This window comes from Serratia sp. CY32780 (assembly GCF_052169135.1).
Lineage (GTDB): Bacteria > Pseudomonadota > Gammaproteobacteria > Enterobacterales > Enterobacteriaceae > Serratia > Serratia sarumanii.
Genome location: NZ_JBJNLI010000001.1, coordinates 982125 through 1001415, shown reverse-complemented (window position 1 = coordinate 1001415; position 19291 = coordinate 982125). Strand labels below are relative to the sequence as shown.

The window sequence follows — 19291 nt, the reverse complement described above, 5'->3', positions numbered from 1 at the left end:
AGCGGCACTTCCTCAATCATACCTAAACAATAACCATTATCATTTCCAATTATTGCGCCAGTTTATTACACTTCCCTACCTCACCGGTTAGGAACATTCCTAGTCAGCGAGCCTCAGGATAGAGAAAGAGTTAGGGACACCATGAAGAATTGCCGTTGTTTGATTGCCTTGCCGTTATTGATGTTGACCGCCTGCACCCAATGGGAAAGGCCCGGCGCGGTTGAGAGTACCCGAAATGCCGAATATGCCGAATGCCGCAGTCGCGGCTACGAACGTTTTCCGCCGGACGTGGTGCGGGACGTGGAGTTCAGCTACGAAAACAAATACATTCCTTGCGAGAAAAATAAGAAAGACTGTCCATCGGGATACCGCTATGACAAGGAACCGTCGATTAAAACAGTGCAAACCGATCGCAATCAGTCCGCACGAGACGCCACCATCGAAGCCTGCATGTACGGCAAAGGCTGGCGAGAGAAAACCTACTATTGGCCGCAATGGTGATATAGCGGCGTTTGCCGGGTGCGGAATGCCCGCTAACCCATTCAGCCGTCGTCGTCATCGCCAAGCAGCCCCAGCGCAACCAACGTTTCCGCTCTGACCGGCGTTAAAGGCACACGCGGCGGCGGCAAAGGCCAGCCAAAAAGCTGCCTCGCCGCCGTCGCACAGACTTTACCCTGACATGCCCCCATGCCACAGCGGCTGCCCAGCTTGGCAGTGTGCCAATCCGGCTGATGGCGCACCTGTTCCAGCATGACGTCTTCACAGCGGCACAGCAGCGTTTGTGGTTTGGCCAGCGAATCCAAGCGCTCATCGAGAGCGAAGGCACTGGCCGCCGCCGTGGCGAAACGCTGCCATCGCCGCCGCTGCGCCGCCAGGCGATCCGCCTTTTCCCGTTGCCCGGTGGCAGCATAACCGGCAATGGCGCCCTCGGTGAGCGCCAATTCACTGCCGCCGATGCCGGTACATTCCCCGGCAGCAAAAATTTGCACCTGGCTGGTTTGCTGCCAATGATCCACCGCTACGGCGTCGTGTTCTATCCGACACCCCAGCAGCATCGCCAACTCAATGTTCGCCACCAGACCAAAACCGCAGGCCAACCTGTCGCAGGCGATCGTTCCTTCCCGCCCGCCGTTATTGACGCACACCGCGGTTAAACGTTCTTGCCCCAACGCCGCCTGCACCCGGCTACCGGCACGGTAACAATGCGGCATCAGAGAAAGCGCCTGACGCAGCTTGCCTGGCCAACGCCACAGGCCGCCGGCGAACGCCGCCAACCGCCAAAGCGGCGCCTGCTCAGCCACCAGCACCACCTCGCCTCCGGCCTGTTTCACGCTGTTCGCCACCGCCAACAGCAGCGGCCCGCTGCCGGCTATCGCCACTCGTTCGCCGCGGATAGCCAGCCCTTGCTTGATTTGCGCCTGTAGACCACCGGCGCCGGTCACCCCCGGCAGCGTCCAGCCGGGGAACGGCAGCAGAAGTTCACGCGCGCCATTGCATAGAATCAGCTTTTGATAGCGAATCACGCCGCAGCCATCGGCGTCTTCATACGCCAATCGGTTAGCGCCACACTGCGCCACCAGCTTGCAACCGGGCTGCAGCGCAATATTTTCCTTCGTCGCCACCGCCTGCCGATAGCGGTTCGCCGTTTCAGGCAAAACCACCTGTGGCCCATCGCGCCAAATTTGCCCGCCGGGATGCGGATTATCATCAATCATTCGCACCTGGCCACCGCTTTCCGCCGCGGCCAGCGCCGCCGCCATGCCGGCCGGCCCGGCACCGACGATCAGCACCTCACAGTCTAAGTTACTCATCATCGCTCCTCTCAATGCGCATGCCGGCTTGGCACAGCGTTTGGCACGCCAGGCGACGCAGACCGTTAATGTTCACCCGGCACTCCTGACAAACGCCCATGCCGCAAAAGGGAGCGCGCGGTTGATGTGAAACAGACAACCGACAACGATCGTCGCCGCACAGGCTGAGCGCCGCAGCAACGCTGAGGCCAACCGGCACCCGCCGGTGCTCGCCATCGATGCTCAACGTGATCGTGTTTTGTCTTTCATTCATACAGGCAGCTCCTCGGCGGCAAACGCCCGCGCCGCCAAATACGGGGAATCGTCAATCTCCGGCGTTTGCCGGCCGATCTGCGCAGCGATCAGCGCAGCGCTGCCGAGGGCGGTCGTGACGCCCAATCCCTCGTGCCCCAGTGCCAGCCACAGCCAGGAATACCGTGGATGCGCGCCCAACAGCGGCAGCCCGTCGGCGGAGGCGGCGCGCAGCCCGGTCCAGCAGCGAATGATGTTCATCTGCGCCAGTGCGGGCAAGAAATGCTGCGCACGCGCAAGCATCGCCGCCAACAGCGGCATGTCCAACACCGAATCGACGGCGCCGAACTGGCGAGAAGAACCGATCAGCCATTGCCCGGTGGGCCGTGCCTGCACATTGAATGCCACCGACGTGCCGTCGCTGGCATGCGCGCTGGCCCCATACCCCAACTCCACCAGTTGATGCCGCACCCGCAGCGGGTAGCGATCGGTGATCGCCAGATGGCCCTTTTTGGCGTACAGCAAAGTCTGCGGCAATAGGCCATTGGCCCCAAGGCCGCACGCCAGGAGCACCACCGGCGCGGCCAGGCGCCTGCCGTCCGCCAGCCGCACGGCTCCCTCTTCCAGCGCTGCCGCTTCGCCGTGCACCACGTCGATTGCCGCACCACCGTCGGCCAACAGCCAGCGAGCCGCGAGCGGCGCATACAGAATGCCGTCGCCCGGCACCCGCAGCCCACCGGCCAGGCCGTGCCGCAGCATCGGCTCCATGGCGGCGATCTGTTCCGCCGTCAGCAATTCCGCGGCCACGCCCTGCTCCGCCAGCCGCACCCGCTTTTGCTCGGCGATGGCCATTTCATCCGCTTTATCCGCCAGCCATAGCGTTCCGCAGCCGCGCCAGGCACACGCTTGCGGCATGCGCCCCGTCACTTCACGCCATAACCGCAGCGAATAAGCGCTCAACGCCAGCTCGGCCGGATTATCGTCCATGCACACCAGATGCCCCATGCCGGCGGCGGTGGCGCCGGCGCGGCGATCGTCCACCACCGAGACGCGATAGCCTTCCCGCGCCAACCGCCAGGCGCAGGCGGCGCCGATGATGCCGGCGCCGACCACGATGACATCGGCTCCCCGCTCGGCGCCCATCAGCGTATTCCCCAGACGAAGGGATCGCGTTCGTCGAGCAGCAGCTGGCTATCGGCGCACACGTAGGCCTGCCCGCGAATAAAGGGGGCGATGCGATCGCCGTTCCAACGATAATAGGCCTGGAATTCGCTGCCGATCACGCTGGCCTGCCGCCACTGCGTGTCCGGCGCCAGTTTGCCGTCCGCCGCCAGACACGCCAGTTTGGCGCTGGTGCCGGTGCCGCACGGGGAACGATCATAGGCTTTACCGGGGCACAGCACAAAGCTGCGGCTGTCGGCCTGCGGATCGTCACCGAACAGTTCGATATGGTCTATCGCTCCGCCGTCTTCACCGTGAATGCCCGCCTGTTCCAACGTCTGCCGCACCGCCCAGGTGAACGCGGTCAACGCCTCCAGATTTTGTTTATCGATGGACAACGGCGACTCGCCGATCAGGAAGAACCAGTTGCCGCCCCAGGCGATGTCACCGGTCACCGGCCCGTAACCCGCCACCTCAAGCCGCACCTGGCGGCGGTAACGATAAGCCGCCACGTTCTCTACCGTGACGCTGCCGTCCTCGTGCAGCGTGGCGTTTACCGGGCCGACCGGGGTCTCTATCAGATGGCGCCCGGCGTGGATGCGCCCCAGGTGCGCCAGCGAAGCGATCAGCCCGATAGTGCCGTGCCCGCACATGCCCAGATAGCCGCTGTTGTTAAAGAAGATCACCCCGGCGGTGGCCTGTGGCGAGCAAGGGCGGCACAGCAACGCCCCCACCAGCACGTCATTGCCGCGCGGTTCGAGCATCACCGCGCAGCGCCAATCATCATAATGTTGCGCGAAGCGCGCCCGCCGTTCCGCCATGCTGCCCGCGCCGAGATCGGGAAAACCTTCCACGATCAGGCGGGTCGGCTCTCCGCCGGTATGAGAATCGATCGCCCGCAAAGCGGTGATATGCGCAGAAAGTGCCATCGGCGTCTCCTGAGTTAATGAGATGTTACCAATAGCGTTAGCCTGAACGAATGTGGGCTTAACGGCTTGATGCGTTTCGGCGCGGCGAATGAAGAAATCAGCATAGTGACAAAAGTCAGGCCTGACGCGTTGCGGGCATGATATTAACGAATGCCATAACAATAACTTATTTATCATGACGTTACTTTCATGCTAAATCTCCGCATGACGAGAAACGCCGCAGTTTTCAAGCAACCGCCACGCGCCGTCCGGCAAAAGTATGCGGCAATCCGCATATTTGGCAGGTGGCCGGAAATAGCGCTTGATTCGTTACAGAAAAGTTAATATTGATGCGAAGACATCAACCTGACCCGCCTGTTTTCCCGGCTAACGACCGAAAAGGGACTGCTATGAGATCCACTTCAGACTATCAGCCTCCGGTTTCTCTCTCGCCGCCTTCACTCGTGGGGCTGCCGGAACAGGAGGACGTTTTTGCCGTCGAACATCTGTCACGCCTGTGCGACGGGCTGGCGCAGCAGCGCCCGAACAACCTGCGCGATCTGCTGAATACGCTGGCGCTGATCGCGCCGTTGCTGAACGCGATCCCCAACGTGGTGTTCTTTATCAAAGACGCCCAGGCCCGCTACCTGCTGGCCAACCTCACGCTGGCCAGGCGCTGCGGTTTCAAAACCGTCACGCCGCTGCTGGGCAAAACCTCCGCCGACGTTTTTCCCGCTCAGCTCGGATCCGACTATACCGAGCAGGATCTGCGGGTATTGCGCCACGGCGTGCTGATCCAGGATCAGCTGGAAATGCACCTGTACAACGGCCGAGAAACCGGCTGGTGCCTGACGCAAAAGCTGGCGCTGTATGATGCACAGGGAAAAATCATCGGTATGGCGGGTATTTCTCACGATCTGCAGGAGGCCAGGGCCAATCACCCGGCCTACCAACGGCTGGCGGCGATCGACGTGCACATCCGCCGCCACTATGCCCGGCCGATCGCGCTTGAGGAGCTGACGGCACTGACCGGGTTGTCGGTGGCGCAGATCGAACGCTACTGCAAACGTATCTTCCACCTCACCCCGCGCCAGATGATCCATAAAGTGCGGCTGGAAAAGGCCACTGAACTGCTGGCCGGCGATCTGCCGATCACCGACATCGCGCTGCAGTGCGGCTACACCGATCACAGCGCCTTCAGCCGTCAGTTCAAAGCGATGACCGGCTCCACGCCGCGCGATTTCCGCCTGACGCTTTCCGCTTAACGCGCTGATTTATCTGGTTACCCCCCTCTTTTCACGGTGCGCCGGCGCCCGGATTTTTCACGCCCGCGTTCCGCCGGCATTGTGCCAATTTCGTCGCGGCAATCGGCGAAAAGCGTCAAGCCTCCCTGCGCAATACCGGTCAATCTGTCGGTGAGCCTTACCAAAGATTCACTTTTCATTAACACTTACGGACGACAGGACAAACACGATGAGCCATAAAGCCATAAGCTGGAGCGGCGTATTCCCGGCGGTGACGACCCAGTTCCGCAACGATTTCTCTCTGGATCTCGACGCCACTCATACGGTGATCAAAAACCTGGTGCGCGACGGTGTCTCCGGCCTGGTGGTGTGCGGCACCGTCGGTGAAAATACCTCAATGACGGTGCAGGAAAAGCTGGCGGTGATCGAAGTGGCGAGAGACGCCGCCGACGGTAAAGTGCCGGTGATCGCCGGCATCGCCGAGTTCACCACCGCCTTCGCGCAAAATATGGCGCGTGAAGCGCAAAAGGCCGGCGTCGACGGGATTATGGTGATGCCGGCGCTGGTCTACTCCGCCAAGCCGCACGAAACCGCCGCGCATTTCCGCAGCGTCGCCGGCGCGACCGATCTGCCGATCATGGTCTACAACAACCCTCCTATTTACAAAAATGACGTCACGCCCGACATCCTGACCTCGCTGGTCGACTGCGAGAACATCGTGTGCTTCAAAGACTCGTCGGGCGACACCCGCCGCTTTATCGATCTGCGCAACGAAGTCGGCGATCGCTTCGTGCTGTTCGCCGGGTTGGACGATGTGGTGCTGGAAAGCATCGCCGTCGGCGCGCAAGGCTGGATCTCCGGCATGTCCAATGCCTTCCCGCGCGAAGGGGAAACCCTGTTCCGGCTGGCGAAGGAAAAACGCTATGAGGAAGCATTGGCGCTGTACCGCTGGTTCATGCCGCTGCTGCACCTCGATGCCCGCCCTGACCTGGTGCAGTGCATCAAGCTTTGCGAGCAGCGAGTCGGCCGCGGCAGCGCCGTCACTCGTCCGCCGCGCCTGGCGCTGCAGGGGGAAACGCTCAGCGAGATCAACGCCATGATCGATAAAGCGCTGGCCACTCGCCCGGCGCTGCCGAACGTCGGCCTGTAACGCCTTCACCGCCCGGCCATGCCGGGCGTCATGCTTTCTCTACCGGGGGAACCGATGCCCAACGCTCGCTATGCCGCCATCAGCGGCCAACAATTTATCGGCGGCCAGCGCCGCGCCGAAGGGGAAGCGGCGCTGCTCAGCCTGCGCGCCGACGACGGTCAGCCGACCGGCTACCGCTTCCACCAGGCCACGGCGGCAGAAACCGCCGCCGCCGCCGAAGCCGCCGCCGCGGCTTTTGCGCCCTATTCGCAGCTCAGCGCGGAACTACGCGCTAACTTTCTCGACGCCATCGCCGAGGAGATAGACGCGTTGGATGATGTTTTCTTCGCCTTCGCCATGCAGGAAACGGCCTTGCCCCAGGCGCGGTTGAGCGGCGAACGTGCCAGAACCAGCGGCCAGATGCGGCTGTTCGCCACGCTGCTGCGGCGCGGCGACGTCGAGGGCGTGCGCATCGACTGCGCGCTGCCGCAGCGTTCCCCCCTGCCGCGCCCCGATCTGCGTCAATACCGCACGGCGCTCGGCCCGGTGGCGGTCTTCGGCGCCAGCAACTTCCCGCTGGCGTTTTCCACCGCGGGCGGCGACACCGCCGCCGCGCTCGCCGCCGGCTGCCCGATCGTGTTCAAGGCGCACAGCGGCCATATGATCACCGCGGAGCTGACCGCTCAGGCGATCGAGCGCGCACGGGAACGCACCGGGATGCCCGCCGGCGTCTTCAACATGATCTTCGGCAACCGCGTGGGGGCCGATTTGGTACAACATCCGGCGATTCAGGCGGTGGGATTCACCGGCTCGCTGCAAGGTGGCCGGGCGCTCTTCGATCTGGCGACGCAACGCCCTCAACCTATCCCGGTCTTCGCCGAAATGTCGAGCATCAACCCGGTAGTGATCCTGCCCAAGGCGCTGGCGCGGCGCGAGCAGCGCATCGCGCAGGAACTGGTCTCTTCCTTCACGCTCGGCTGCGGTCAGTTCTGCACCAAGCCCGGCGTGATAGTCGCGCTGCGCGGCGCCGCCTTCGATCGGCTGGCCGAAACGATGAGCGCCCTAGTCAACGCCGCCGAGCCGCAGCCGATGCTGAATGCCGGCACGCTGGAGCACTACCGTCACGGGCTGGCGGCCCTCGATGCCCACCCGGGTATGCGGCATCTGGCAGGCCGCAGCGAAACGCCCGCTCTTCGCGCGGCAGCGCAGCTTTATCAGGCGGAGGGGGCGCTGCTGCTGCAGGCCGACCCGCTGCTGCAACAAGAGGTCTTCGGCCCGGTCAGCATCCTGGTGACGATGGATGACGAAGCGCAGCTGCATGCGGCGCTGGCGGCATTGCAAGGCCAGTTGACCGCCACGCTGCTGGCGGACGACGACGATCTCGCGATGGCCGCCGGGCTGACGTCCCTGTTGGCGCGCAAAGCCGGTCGGGTGCTGTTCAACGGGTATCCGACCGGGGTGGAGGTGTGCGACGCCATGGTGCACGGCGGCCCTTATCCGGCCACCAGCGACGCGCGCGGCACCTCGGTAGGCACGCTGGCCATCGAGCGTTTCCTGCGGCCGGTCTGTTTGCAAAACACCCCCGCAGCGCTGTTGCCGCCGGCGCTGCAGGACGCCAACCCGCTCAACCTGCTACGGCTGGTGAACGGCGTTTACACCCGAGATCCCCTGGTTTCACCTGCCCAAAATTAGCCCGGCCGCATCTGCCTGCCACTCAATAACAAAAGGGTAATACCATGACAACCCAAGGCAAATTCAAGAAGCAGCTTACGCTCACCGATCTGACGTTCATCGGTCTGGGCGCCATCTTCGGCTCCGGTTGGCTGTTCGCCGCCAGCCATGTCTCCTCCATCGCCGGCCCGGCCGGCATCTATTCCTGGCTGATCGGCGGCCTGGCGGTGCTGCTGCTCGGCATCGTCTACTGCGAGCTGGGCGCCGCCCTGCCGCGCGCCGGCGGCATCATTCGCTATCCGGTCTTCTCACACGGCGAACTGATGGGTTATCTGCTGGGATTTATCACGCTGATCGCCTTCTCCAGCCTGATCGCCATCGAAGTCGTCGCCGCCCGGCAGTACGCCGCCGCCTGGTTCCCGTTCCTCAGCCAGCCGGGTTCCGGCGACCCGACCCCGGTCGGCTGGCTGGTGCAGTTGGCGCTGCTGTGCTTTTTCTTCGCGCTCAACTATTACAGCGTAAAAACCTTCGCCAAATCCAATAACCTGATTAGCGTGCTGAAGTTTCTGGTGCCGCTGCTGGTGATCGTGGTGTTGTTCAGCTTTTTCAAACCGGAAAACCTGCACAGCCAGGGCTTTGCCCCCTTCGGTTCCGCCGGCGTTGAGGCCGCCATTTCCGCCGGCGGCATCATCTTTGCCTACCTCGGCCTGACGCCGATCATTTCGGTCGCCAGCGAGGTGCAACGGCCGCAGCGCACCATTCCCATCGCGCTGATCCTGTCGGTGGTGCTGTCCACCATCATCTATGTGCTGCTGCAGATAGCGTTTCTCGGCAGTATCCCCAGCGAGATGCTGAGCGGCGGCTGGGCCGGCATCAGCCAACAGTTCTCCCTGCCGTTCCGCGACATCGCCATCACGCTCGGCATGGGATGGCTGGCGTTTCTGGTGGTCAGCGACGCGATCGTTTCGCCGAGCGGCACCGGCAACATCTATATGAACGCCACGCCTCGCGTGATCTACGGTTGGGCACGCGCCGGTACCTTCTTCAAACTGTTCACCCGGGTGGATGGCGACTCCGGCATCCCCCGCCCGGCGCTGTGGTTGACCTTCGCTCTCTCGGTATTCTGGACGCTGCCGTTCCCGTCGTGGGAAAAGCTGATCGGCGTGGTGTCCGCCGCCCTGGTGCTGAGCTACGCCATCGCCCCGGTCACCGCCGCCGGGCTGCGGCGCAATGCGCCCGATATGCCGCGTCCGTTCCGGGTGCGCGGTTTCTGCGTGCTCGGCCCGCTGTCGTTTATCATTTCGGCGCTGATCGTCTTCTGGTCCGGCTGGGACACCGTCTCCTGGCTGCTCGGCTTGCAGATCCTGATGTTCTTCATCTACATCCTGTTCAAGAATCAGGTGCCGACCCATGCCGTTAGCCTCCGGCAGCAAATTTGGTCCTCGCTGTGGCTGATCGTCTTCTATGCGCTGGTGATCGGGCTTTCCTATCTCAGCAGCTTTGGCGGCATCGGCGCTATTGCCCACCCGTGGGACACCCTCACCATGGCGGTGATTGCGCTGGCGATTTACTACTGGGGCGCCTATACCTGTTTACCCCAGGCCAATTTTATCGGCGATGAAGAAGAATGAACTCGGGGAGGACATCGAAATGACATCCATGCACGTGCTGTCGCTGGAACAGGCTTATCAACTGGCGTTGCGTACGCTGCGCAGCAACGGTTTCAATCCGGCTCATGCCGAGGCGGTGGCGCAAAATGTCACCCAGGGTGAACGCGACGGCTGCGCTTCTCACGGGCTATACCGGCTGTTGGGCTGCGTGCGATCGCTGCGGGCAGGCAAGGTCTCTGCCGATGCGATGCCCAGGTTGTTCGACCAGGCACCGGCCATCTTGCGCGCCGACGCCGGCGGCGCGTTTTCCCTGCTGGCCTACCGCACCGCTCTGCCGGTCTTTATCGAGAAGGTGCGCGCCAATGGCATCGCCGCGCTGGCGATCAACCGCTGCGTGCATTTCTCCGCGCTGTGGGCCGACATCGAACCGCTGATCGAACAGGGGTTGGTGGCCTTGGCCTGCACGCCCAGCCACGCGTGGGTGACGCCGGCCGGCGGTTCGCGACCGCTGTTCGGCACCAACCCCATCGCCTTCGGCTGGCCGCGTGCGGATCGGCCGCCGTTTTTGTTCGACATGGCCACCAGCGCGGCGGCGCGCGGCGAAATCGAACTGCATCGCCGCGCCGGCACCCCGCTGCCTGAAGGCTGGGGCATTGATAAGGCGGGCAATCCGTCCACCGATGCCGCCAGCGTGCTGGAGGGTGCAATGCTGACCTTCGGCGGGCATAAGGGCTCGGCGCTGGCAGCGATGGTGGAATTGTTGGCCGGGCCGCTGATCGGCGATATGACCAGCAAGGAATCGCTGGCCTATGACGACGGCACCGGTTCGTCGCCTTACGGCGGTGAGCTGATCATCGCGTTGGATCCTGAGCGTTTTCTCGGTGCGGATAAGGCGAAATATTTCGCCGGAGCAGAGGCGATGTTTGCCGATATGCAGGCGCAAGGCGCACGCATTCCCGGCGAACGCCGTTATCGGCAGCGGCGCCAGAGCGAGCAATACGGCGTGGAAATCCCCAGGACGTTGTACGACGAAATCGTGGCGCTGTGCGATTAGCGCCGGGTTAATGCCCCGCGCCGGCAACCCGGCGCGGGGAAAGGCTTATCCTGCCTGAGCCAGATCGCTGTGCAGGCGCTTGCGCCACACCGGTTTGGTATCCCAGCGGGCAAAGTGTTTCGCCTCTTTACCCGGCTGCACCTGATGCCACATATCTTCTTGCCACCGGATCGGTTCCTTTCCTCGCAACGTTGGGCGGGTCTGTTTAATCGTCCGTTGCAAGACGCCCGCTTCCTCAGCGGTAATGGGCGGCGCCTGTCTGGCGGCATCCAGCGCCCGGCTTCCCAACGGCGCCATCACCTGATACAACACGTTGACCTGCTGCAGCGTCGCTTGCTGATTAGTGCTCATTCCCTTACCCGACCAACCGTCGAAGTTTTCGCCGGGATCGTCCCCCTGCGCGCGATATTCGTTACCTGGCCCCTCGACGATATTCCATCCTTGCCAGGTCACCAGAGTGTGTAATCCATCGCGATCCTGCAGATTTTTATTTTTGATCTGTTTGAGCACCTCGGCGCGGTTTGGCACACCGATCAGGTTCATAAACTCGTCCAGCGCGTCCCAATGCTGCCCCGCCACCAGACCATTCCAGACATTACGCAAACAGTTCCAGGGAATGGTGTGATGCCAGGTCAGCGTAATAAGCGGCTTGGTTGACGCATGTTGCCAACGGCTCGGTTCACTGCCCCGATCGCCTCTGATAATCCCATCGACTTCTAATGGCATAGCTGCCCCTCTTCTGGCTGAGATGAAGAATATGCGCAAGGCCGGTGGCCCGGTTGGCATAAAAACGTCAGCTAAAATCGTAGCAGCTCAGGCTGAGATGGCAATAAAGCGCCAGGCACGCTCTGCTGCCGACCGGCAACCGCAGAACGCGCCCGAAAACGGTGGGCTTAAGATGGATTATCTGACCACCATTACCGAAATATTGGCATGGCGAACGATAGCGGCGGCGTTAGATCCCAGCAGATAGGTTTTCACGCTCGGGCGACGCGAACCGATGATGATCAGATCGGCGTCGATCTCTTCCGCCAGTTCCAACACCTGATCGCGTGCAGAGCCGAAGCTGACGGTGTAATTGAGGCGATCCAACGGCAGATCGATTTCCGACATGATTTTCTTCAGTTTATCCACCGCCTTCACTTCCGCCTGATTCTCAAACTCCTTGAGACCGAACGAATAGGCAGTAACAAACGCCGAGGCATCCGGCAGCGCATGGAAGAAATGCACTTTAGCGCCGGACAGCTTCGCCAAATATTCCACATGCTTCAGCGCATGCTCGGTCAACAGATCCTCTTCAATATCGATCGGCACTAAAATAGTCTTGTACATATCACGTCCTTTCTATGTAAACCGGGTGCCTACAGAATACTGCCGCGCACGGCGGCGGTGAATCGCTTTATCACGCTTTTGTGATCGGGGGGTAAATACTGAATAAGGACAGTTCTTAATTTAACAAAATATAAACATCACGCCGATAACGGATAGGGACTTAATTATTTATTACTCAAGATTAAATCAGCTGCAAATAAACCGCTTTGGCGGTGGCGGCGGTCTTATTAGCGACAGAAAGTTTTTTAATCGAGTTGCCGATATGGAAATTGACCGTGCGCTCGCTCACCCCCATCAACAGCGCGATCTCTTCCGCCGTTTTCCCTTCGCTGCACCAGCGTAGGATGTCTTTTTCGCGCAGCGTCAGCACATCTTTTATCGCGTCGTCGTTCACCGAGATCAAGGCTTCACGCAGCGTTTTATGGGCGGTTTGCGCCAGCCAAAGGAAGAAGGTTTCATTTGCCACCCGCGCTTGCGGCGTTTGCTCGGGTAGCGCTTTGCCGGCAAACGTCAGGATCCCCAGCCGGCCATAGCAATCCTTGACCGACTGCGACCAACCGGCGCACAGGCCGAACTGCGCCATATGCCGCCAAACCAGCGGCCGCTCGTGATAAAAGCTTTCGTCCCACTGAAACTGCAGCGTGGAATGGTGAGCGCGCTCAATAACCGGATCCTGCAAATACACCCGCTGCCGCCGATAATCTTCGAGATAGTTCGCTGAAAAATTCCCTTCGATCAGCATCTTGGGGCGGCTGGCCGGATAACAGGAAAACACGATGTAGGAGAAATAATCAAACCCCAACGCCTCAGCGCAGGGCCCCAGCTGCGTCAGAAAACGTTCGCGATCGGCCAGGCTGCCAATCACCTCCGCCATGAGCCGTTGAGTGCGGGTATCCATAACGCAGGTTCTCCAGATAGCGATGCCGATTTATCGATAGGTCAGACTCACTATAGAATATCGCCGTCCGGCGTCAGTAGCCGTTTCATATAATAAAAAATACCAACGCTATAACGAAAACAGCTATTCCCCTTAAAATAAGCCTTTTTATTGCGCCGCACAGGAAAACTACGCGAATAGCATAATATCCTCGGCGCGTAAACCTGTCATTTCTACCGTTAGACAGCCAAGGCACCGCCAATTACTTTCCAGACAGGCACCCGGTGCCGCCGTAAATCCAAAGAGATAATAAGCATTTGCGAATTTCGCATGGCATACAGTGACGGGGATTTTCTATGGCAGAAAGTAATGCGGCAATTCAATCGGCTGCGATTATCGGTGCGGGAACGATGGGCAGAGGCATCGCTTATCTTTTCGCGCAAAAAGGCATTCGCACGGTGCTTTATAATCGCAACGGCAATACCCTCAATCAGGCTCGCGAATATATCGCGCAAGACCTGAACAAGAAAGTCGAACAGGGCAAGATCGCGCTGCAGGATAAAGGCGCAGTGCTGGCCAATCTGGTGTTCACCTCGGTGTTTGAGACTATCGCCGACAGCGATCTGGTGATAGAAACCATCGCCGAGCAAGAGCAAACCAAACTTGAGGTGCTGGCGGCCATCGCCGCGGCGGTCAAGCCCGACACGCTGATCGCCACCAATACCTCCTCACTGTCGCTTAACAAGCTGGCAACCGCGGTGACGCACAGCGAGCGGTTTATCGGTTTGCACTTTTTCAATCCCGCGCCGCTGATGAAACTGATTGAAATCATCCCGGCCTACTTTACCGCACGCGCCACCACCGAACGTTGCCGTCAGCTGGTGGCCGCGTTGGGGAAACGCGATGTCGTCTGCCAGGCCACGCCGGGGTTTATCGTCAACCGCATGGCCCGCCCCTACTACCTGGAAGGGTTCCGCCTGTTGGAAGAACACGTGGCGCGCGCGCCGCAGATCGACCGCGCCCTCAAGGCCGGCGGGCACTTTCGCATGGGGCCGCTCGAGCTGACCGATTTTATCGGCCAGGACATCAACTATCAGGTCAGCCGGCAAATCTGGCAGGACATGCAATACGATCCGCGCTATACCCCCGGCCATCTGCAGCGTTCGCTGGTCGATGCCGGTCTGTTGGGGAAAAAGAACGGCCGCTCCTATTTTGCCGCCGAAGAAAACGCCTTACCGGTAACGGCCGCCTCCAATGCAGACGTCGAGACGCTGCGCGTTTACGGCGAACACCCTTTTTTTACCCTGTTGCAACAGCGGGCCGCGCTTCAGTGGCCACGGCTGCGCGTGGAGCAACGGCCGGCCTTACCGGGTCTGGGGCCGGCCGTCCAGATCAATGAGGCTTTCACCGTCAGCGTCACCGATGGCCGCACGGCGAGCCAATTGGCGGAGCTGACGGCGGCGGATGCCTTTGTGGTCGATGTCGCCCTGAACTACGCCGACACGGCGTATCTGGTGGCAGCGCACAACCGCCACGCCTCTGCGGCCAATAAGGCGCTGTTTTTACGCCTGCTGCACACGGCAATCCCGCAGGTTGAATTTATCAAGGACTCCCCGGCGCTGATCGTCGCCCGCGTCCTCAGCAGCCTGATCAACGAGTCGGTGATCATGGTGGAAAGCGGCGTCTGCAGCCGGGAAGACATCGATGTCGCCGCCGTCGCCGGCGTTAACTACGCCGACGGCATTTTCGGCTGGCTCGATAGCCTGGGGGAGAAAAACGTCAGGACGACGCTGAGCAACCTGGCGCAGCTGCTGCACGCGGCACGCTATGCGCCGCATTACACCCTTCTACACGCCGCGCAACCGGTGCTGACGACCACGCCTTAAGGATCCATGATGAGCATTAACGATGACGGCGTTTATCTGATCGACGGCACGCGCACGGCGATTGGCGCCTATGGCGGCAGCCTGGCGCATACCCGCCCCGACGACATGGCGGCAACGATCATCCGCAGTCTGCTGCAGCGCCATCCGGCGGCGGAAGCGAAGCTGGACGAAGTGGTGCTGGGCTGCGCCAACCAGGCCGGCGAGGACAACCGCAACGTCGCCCGCATGGCGGCGCTGCTTTCCGGGCTGGATCCGTCGGTGCCGGCCATCACCCTCAACCGCCTTTGCGCCTCTGGGTTGGATGCGGTGATCTACGCCGCGGCGAAAATCCGCAGCGGCCTTAGCGAACTGATTCTGGCCGGCGGCGTGGAAAGCATGAGCCGCGCGCCCTATGTGCTGAGCAAGGGCGACACGCCGTTCGACAAGGGGGTGAAGCTGTACGACACCACGCTGGGATGGCGCTTTGTTAACCCGCGGCTGGCGGAGCGCTACGGCAGCGATCCGCTCGGCATCACGGCGGAAAACGTGGCTCAACGGCAGTACATCTCGCGCGAGGAGCAGGATCTGTTCGCGCTGGCCTCGCAGCAAAAGGCCCGCCGGGCGATCGACAGCGGCCGGCTGGCGCGGGAAATCACGCCCGTGGACGTGCCGGCGGATCGCAAGACCACGCGTACATTCGCGCAGGATGAGTTCCCGCGCCTCAGCACGCTGCAGCAGCTGCAGGCGCTGAAACCGGCGTTCTCCGCCGGCGGTTCGGTCACCGCGGGCAACGCTTCCGGCATCAACGACGGCGCCGCCGCGCTGCTGCTGGCTTCCGGGCGCTACGTGAAACGCCAAGGGTGGCAACCGCTGGCGGAGATCGGCGACAGCGCGGCCGCCGGCGTTGAACCGGCGTTGATGGGGCTGGGGCCGATCGCCTCCACCGAGCGCTTGCTGCAGCGCGGCGGGTTCACCTTGAACGACTTCGACATCATCGAGATTAACGAAGCCTTCGCCTCACAGGTTCTGGCGGCGCTGAAACACTGGCGCATCGACGCCCACGACGCGCGGGTCAACCCGAACGGCGGCGCCATCGCGCTCGGTCACCCGCTGGGGATGTCCGGCGCGCGCCTGGTGCTGTCGGCGGCGCTGGAACTACGCGATCGGCAGGCCGGCAACGCATTGGTGACGATGTGCGTCGGCGTCGGTCAGGGGCTGTCATTAAACCTTAAAGCCGTTTAACACAAGGAACATACGATGAGCGTACTGAACATTCTTGAAGAAAAGCTGGCGGAAACCAAAAAACAGGGGCGTTTTCGCGAGTTCCTCAACCTTGAACGCGGCGTGCAGGACAAACCCTGGGCCACCAGCCACGGGCACCACGGTGAGCGCCGCCTCAACGTCTGGTGCTCGAACGACTATCTGGCGATGAGCCACCACCCCAAAGTGCTGCTAGCCACCACCGAAGCGGTTAACCGGGTCGGGCTGGGCACCTGCGGCGCCCGCAGCATTTCCGGCACCTCGGTCTACCACAGTGAGCTGGAAACGCTGTTGGCCAGCGCCTACGGCAAAGAGTCGGCGCTGCTGTTCACCACCGGTTTCGGCGCCAACGACGCCACCTTGTCCACCCTGTGCGACGCCATTCCCGATCTGATCGTGTTCTCCGACGAGCTGAATCACGCCTCGATGATTTACGGTATCCGCTACAGCAAAGCGGAGAAAAAGATCTTCCGCCACAACGACGTGGCACACCTTGCCGAACTGCTGCAGGCCGCCGATCCGGCGCGGCCAAAGCTGATCGCCTTCGAGTCGCTGTATTCCATGGACGGTGACTTCGCCCCGCTGGCGCAGATCGTGGCGCTGGCGGAGCAATATCAGGCGCTGACCTATCTCGACGAGATCCACTCCGCCGGCGTCTATGGCGAACGGGGGCTGGGCTACGCCGAACAGCTGGGCCTGCTGGATAAAATCACCATTATTCAGGGCGGGTTCGGCAAATCTTACGGCGCGGCGGGCGGTTATATCGCCGCGCCCCGCTCGGTGGTGGAGGCGGTGCGCAGCTGGGCTCCGGCATTCGTCTTCAGCACCTCGTCGCCGGCGCCGGTGGTGGCCGCCGCGCTGGCCAGTTTTAAATACAACCTCGAGCATGACACCCAGCGCAAGCACCTGCTGGCGATCGTCGATCACCTGAAAACCGGCCTGCGCGCTGCCGGCATCCCGCTGGTGTCGGCCGACAGCCATATCCTGCCGCTGCGGGTCGGCGATCCGCACCGCAACAAACACATCAGCAAAGTGCTGCTCGATGAGCATGATATTTACGTGCAACCGGTCAATGCGCCGACGGTGCCCGCAGGCAGCGAGCGGCTGCGGGTGACGCCGACCTCGGCGCACTCCCATGCCGACGTGGAGACGTTCCTGGCCGCGCTGGGGCGAGTCTGGGCGGCGAACGATCTGCGGAGGGCGGGATGACGCTAGCGGATTATAACGGCCATCTGGTCACGCTCTGTCTGATGGCGACCGGCACGTTCGCCATCGGCACCGACGCCTTTATCGTGGCCGGCGTGCTCAGTGACATTTCCGACACCTTTGCCGTCAGCCCTGCGCAAGCGGGGCAGTTGATATCGGTATTCGCACTGGCTTATATGCTGTTCGCGCCGCTGACCGCCTGGCTGCTGGGCAACGTCAACCGCAAGCATATCCTGCAGCTGGCGCTGGTGCTGTTCATCGCCGGCAACCTGGCCTGCGCCTGGGCCACCAGCTACCTGCAGATCTCGTTCGGCAGAGTGCTGGCCGCATTGGGAGCAGCCTGTTACACGCCGCAGGCCGCCGCCGCCGCGGTGGGGCTGGTGGCGGAAAAACGCCGCGGCCTGGCCATTTCCATCGTCTATGGCGGCATGACGTTGGCTATTGCGCTCGGCATTCCGTTCGGTACCTTTCTCGCCAAACTGATCGGCTGGCGTGAAATCTTCCTGTTCATCGCCCTGCTGGGGGCGATTGCGCTGCTGGGCCTGTCGTTGGCGCTGCGCGCCATCGCGCCGCCGGGCAAGCATTCGCTGAAAGAGCGGCTCGCCCCGCTGCGGCAAAAGGCGGTGCTGACCACGCTGCTGATCACCTTTTTCGCCGTTTGCTCGGAACACATCGTCTATAGCTACGTCAGCGTATTGCTGAAAAACACCCAGTTCGGCCCGCAGGCGATCCTGCCCCTCGCGCTGCTGGTGTTCGGCATTGGCGCGGTGATCGGCAACTTTGCCTCCGGCGCGTTAACCGATGCCCTCGGCAGCAAGTTCGTGCTGCTGTTTTCCGTGGCGATCCAGACGCTGTCCTTGTTCCTGCTGGCCTTTTATGTCACTTCCCCCTGGTGGGTGCTGGCCATCTTTCTGGTCTGGGGCATCACTGGCTGGATGTACCTGGTGCCGATCCAGCATCACCTGTTGTCGCTGTCGAAACGCTTTGGCGCGCTGACCGTGTCGCTCAACAGCTCGGTGCTGTACGCCGGCATCGCGGCGGGCGGCATGCTGGGCGGCCTGACGCTCTACGCGCTGCCGGCCTATTACCTGCCGCTGTTTTCGCTGCCGCTCGGCGCCATCGCCCTGCTGCTGACACTGCTGTTTTTCCGGGGAGAGACCGGCAATGAGTAAAGCCCTCCCGGTGCTTTATGAGCGCCATGGCGAGCAGGTTGCGGTCATCACCCTCAATCGGCCGGAAAAAAAGAACGCCATCAACCTGCAGATGGCCGAGCTGATCCGCACTTACCTGCGGCAGGCGGATAACGATGACTCGGTGCGCGCGATCGTTCTGGCCGGTCAACCGGCGGTATTTTCCGCCGGCATGGATGTCGACGCCTTCCGTCAGGGCGAACTGCCCATCGTCACGCCGGAGGGGTTTGGCGGGCTGATCCATGCGCAGATCGCCAAGGTGATCATCGCCGCCGTTGACGGCATCGCGTACGGAGGCGGCTTTGAGCTGGCGCTGGCGTGCGATCTGATCGTCGCCGGCCAGAACGCGCGCTTCAGTTTCCCCGAAACCGGGCTTGGGTTAGTCGCCGCACAAGGCGGATGCGCGCGCTTGCCGACGCGCATTTCCCCCTATGTCGCACTCGACTGGCTGCTAACCGGCAGAACCGTCGGCGCACGGGAGGCGCTGTCACACGGCGCCATTTCCCGTATCAGCGAGGGGGCGGCCCGGGAAGAGGCGCTGCGCATCGCCGAACAGATCGCCGCAAAAGATCTTGCCGCCAGCCAAACGGTGAAGGCCATCGTGCGCCAGGGGCTGGCACGGCAAGAAGCCCCCTCATTCGCTTTTCAACAAGGCCCGGTCGAGCGCCTGCGCCAGGCTGCCGCCCGCCGATAATTCTCCCGCCGGTTCGCCTGAACCGGCATTTCCCGCTTTTCCGCCACC

Annotated in this window: 18 protein-coding genes; 11 read left to right on the top strand and 7 right to left on the bottom strand. The window is 62.0% G+C overall.

Translation table 11 applies throughout. From position 1 onward, the window contains the following. Positions 1–141: 141 nt before the first annotated feature. Positions 142–501 (top strand): hypothetical protein, encoded by a 360-nt coding sequence (locus tag ACJ8HH_RS04855; protein WP_033637955.1) that lies wholly within the window; start codon positions 142–144, stop codon positions 499–501. Between the two features lie 41 nt (positions 502–542). On the opposite strand, the gene ACJ8HH_RS04850 is transcribed toward ACJ8HH_RS04855, so the two are convergent. From ACJ8HH_RS04850 to ACJ8HH_RS04835, 4 genes are read right to left on the bottom strand one after another with little or no spacing between them, the layout of a single operon-like run. Beyond that, positions 543–1811, bottom strand: a complete 1269-nt coding sequence (locus tag ACJ8HH_RS04850; protein WP_060443341.1) for an NAD(P)/FAD-dependent oxidoreductase — start codon at positions 1809–1811, stop codon at positions 543–545. Further along, positions 1804–2064, bottom strand: coding sequence for a (2Fe-2S)-binding protein (locus tag ACJ8HH_RS04845; protein WP_041034587.1), 261 nt, complete (start codon positions 2062–2064; stop codon positions 1804–1806). Before ACJ8HH_RS04845 ends, ACJ8HH_RS04850 begins: the two co-directional genes overlap by 8 nt. Beyond that, on the bottom strand, positions 2061–3185 hold the full coding sequence (locus tag ACJ8HH_RS04840) for an NAD(P)/FAD-dependent oxidoreductase (protein ID WP_033646530.1): 1125 nt from the start codon (positions 3183–3185) through the stop codon (positions 2061–2063). Before ACJ8HH_RS04840 ends, ACJ8HH_RS04845 begins: the two co-directional genes overlap by 4 nt. Beyond that, positions 3185–4132, bottom strand: coding sequence for a 4-hydroxyproline epimerase (locus ACJ8HH_RS04835; RefSeq protein ID WP_033646532.1), 948 nt, complete (start codon positions 4130–4132; stop codon positions 3185–3187). Before ACJ8HH_RS04835 ends, ACJ8HH_RS04840 begins: the two co-directional genes overlap by 1 nt. Before the next feature lie 389 nt (positions 4133–4521). Here ACJ8HH_RS04835 and ACJ8HH_RS04830 point away from each other — a divergent pair, with 389 nt between their 5' ends. From ACJ8HH_RS04830 to ACJ8HH_RS04810, 5 genes are all read left to right on the top strand, one after another. Further along, a complete protein-coding gene (locus ACJ8HH_RS04830; protein WP_033646534.1) occupies positions 4522–5376 on the top strand; it encodes an AraC family transcriptional regulator in 855 nt (284 codons plus the stop codon). Between the two features lie 208 nt (positions 5377–5584). Beyond that, complete coding sequence (locus ACJ8HH_RS04825; RefSeq protein ID WP_033654192.1) at positions 5585–6505, top strand: dihydrodipicolinate synthase family protein; 921 nt, start codon at positions 5585–5587, stop codon at positions 6503–6505. Positions 6506–6559: 54 nt separating this feature from the next. Continuing rightward, positions 6560–8176: an aldehyde dehydrogenase family protein gene (locus tag ACJ8HH_RS04820; protein WP_197766172.1), complete on the top strand. Its 1617-nt coding sequence runs from the start codon at positions 6560–6562 to the stop codon at positions 8174–8176. A 44-nt stretch (positions 8177–8220) separates the two neighbouring features. Continuing rightward, positions 8221–9786, top strand: a complete 1566-nt coding sequence (locus ACJ8HH_RS04815; RefSeq protein WP_033646537.1) for an APC family permease — start codon at positions 8221–8223, stop codon at positions 9784–9786. Between the two features lie 19 nt (positions 9787–9805). Next, positions 9806–10819, top strand: a complete 1014-nt coding sequence (locus ACJ8HH_RS04810; protein WP_060387556.1) for an Ldh family oxidoreductase — start codon at positions 9806–9808, stop codon at positions 10817–10819. 45 nt (positions 10820–10864) lie between these two features. On the opposite strand, the gene ACJ8HH_RS04805 is transcribed toward ACJ8HH_RS04810, so the two are convergent. The 3 genes from ACJ8HH_RS04805 to ACJ8HH_RS04795 form a co-directional block, all read right to left on the bottom strand. Next, on the bottom strand, positions 10865–11545 hold the full coding sequence (locus tag ACJ8HH_RS04805) for a hypothetical protein (RefSeq protein WP_033637942.1): 681 nt from the start codon (positions 11543–11545) through the stop codon (positions 10865–10867). A gap of 177 nt (positions 11546–11722) precedes the next feature. Continuing rightward, positions 11723–12151, bottom strand: coding sequence for a universal stress protein (locus ACJ8HH_RS04800; RefSeq protein WP_033637941.1), 429 nt, complete (start codon positions 12149–12151; stop codon positions 11723–11725). Between the two features lie 181 nt (positions 12152–12332). Continuing rightward, positions 12333–13049: an autoinducer binding domain-containing protein gene (locus ACJ8HH_RS04795; protein WP_197766171.1), complete on the bottom strand. Its 717-nt coding sequence runs from the start codon at positions 13047–13049 to the stop codon at positions 12333–12335. A gap of 335 nt (positions 13050–13384) precedes the next feature. On the opposite strand from ACJ8HH_RS04795, the gene ACJ8HH_RS04790 reads away from it, so the two are divergent. The 5 genes from ACJ8HH_RS04790 to ACJ8HH_RS04770 are packed head-to-tail and all read left to right on the top strand — an operon-like array spanning position 13385 to position 19243. Continuing rightward, complete coding sequence (locus ACJ8HH_RS04790; protein ID WP_060387554.1) at positions 13385–14914, top strand: 3-hydroxyacyl-CoA dehydrogenase NAD-binding domain-containing protein; 1530 nt, start codon at positions 13385–13387, stop codon at positions 14912–14914. A gap of 9 nt (positions 14915–14923) precedes the next feature. Beyond that, positions 14924–16135: an acetyl-CoA C-acyltransferase gene (locus tag ACJ8HH_RS04785; protein ID WP_060445608.1), complete on the top strand. Its 1212-nt coding sequence runs from the start codon at positions 14924–14926 to the stop codon at positions 16133–16135. Between the two features lie 15 nt (positions 16136–16150). Further along, the gene (gene hemA, locus ACJ8HH_RS04780) at positions 16151–17362 is read left to right on the top strand and encodes a 5-aminolevulinate synthase (RefSeq protein WP_033637936.1); all 1212 of its coding nucleotides are present in this window, start codon (positions 16151–16153) and stop codon (positions 17360–17362) included. Beyond that, the gene (locus tag ACJ8HH_RS04775; RefSeq protein ID WP_060426511.1) at positions 17359–18531 is read left to right on the top strand and encodes an MFS transporter; all 1173 of its coding nucleotides are present in this window, start codon (positions 17359–17361) and stop codon (positions 18529–18531) included. The genes hemA and ACJ8HH_RS04775 overlap by 4 nt, the downstream gene beginning before the upstream one ends. Continuing rightward, the gene (locus ACJ8HH_RS04770; RefSeq protein ID WP_033637933.1) at positions 18524–19243 is read left to right on the top strand and encodes an enoyl-CoA hydratase-related protein; all 720 of its coding nucleotides are present in this window, start codon (positions 18524–18526) and stop codon (positions 19241–19243) included. The genes ACJ8HH_RS04775 and ACJ8HH_RS04770 overlap by 8 nt, the downstream gene beginning before the upstream one ends. Positions 19244–19291 lie beyond the last annotated feature (48 nt).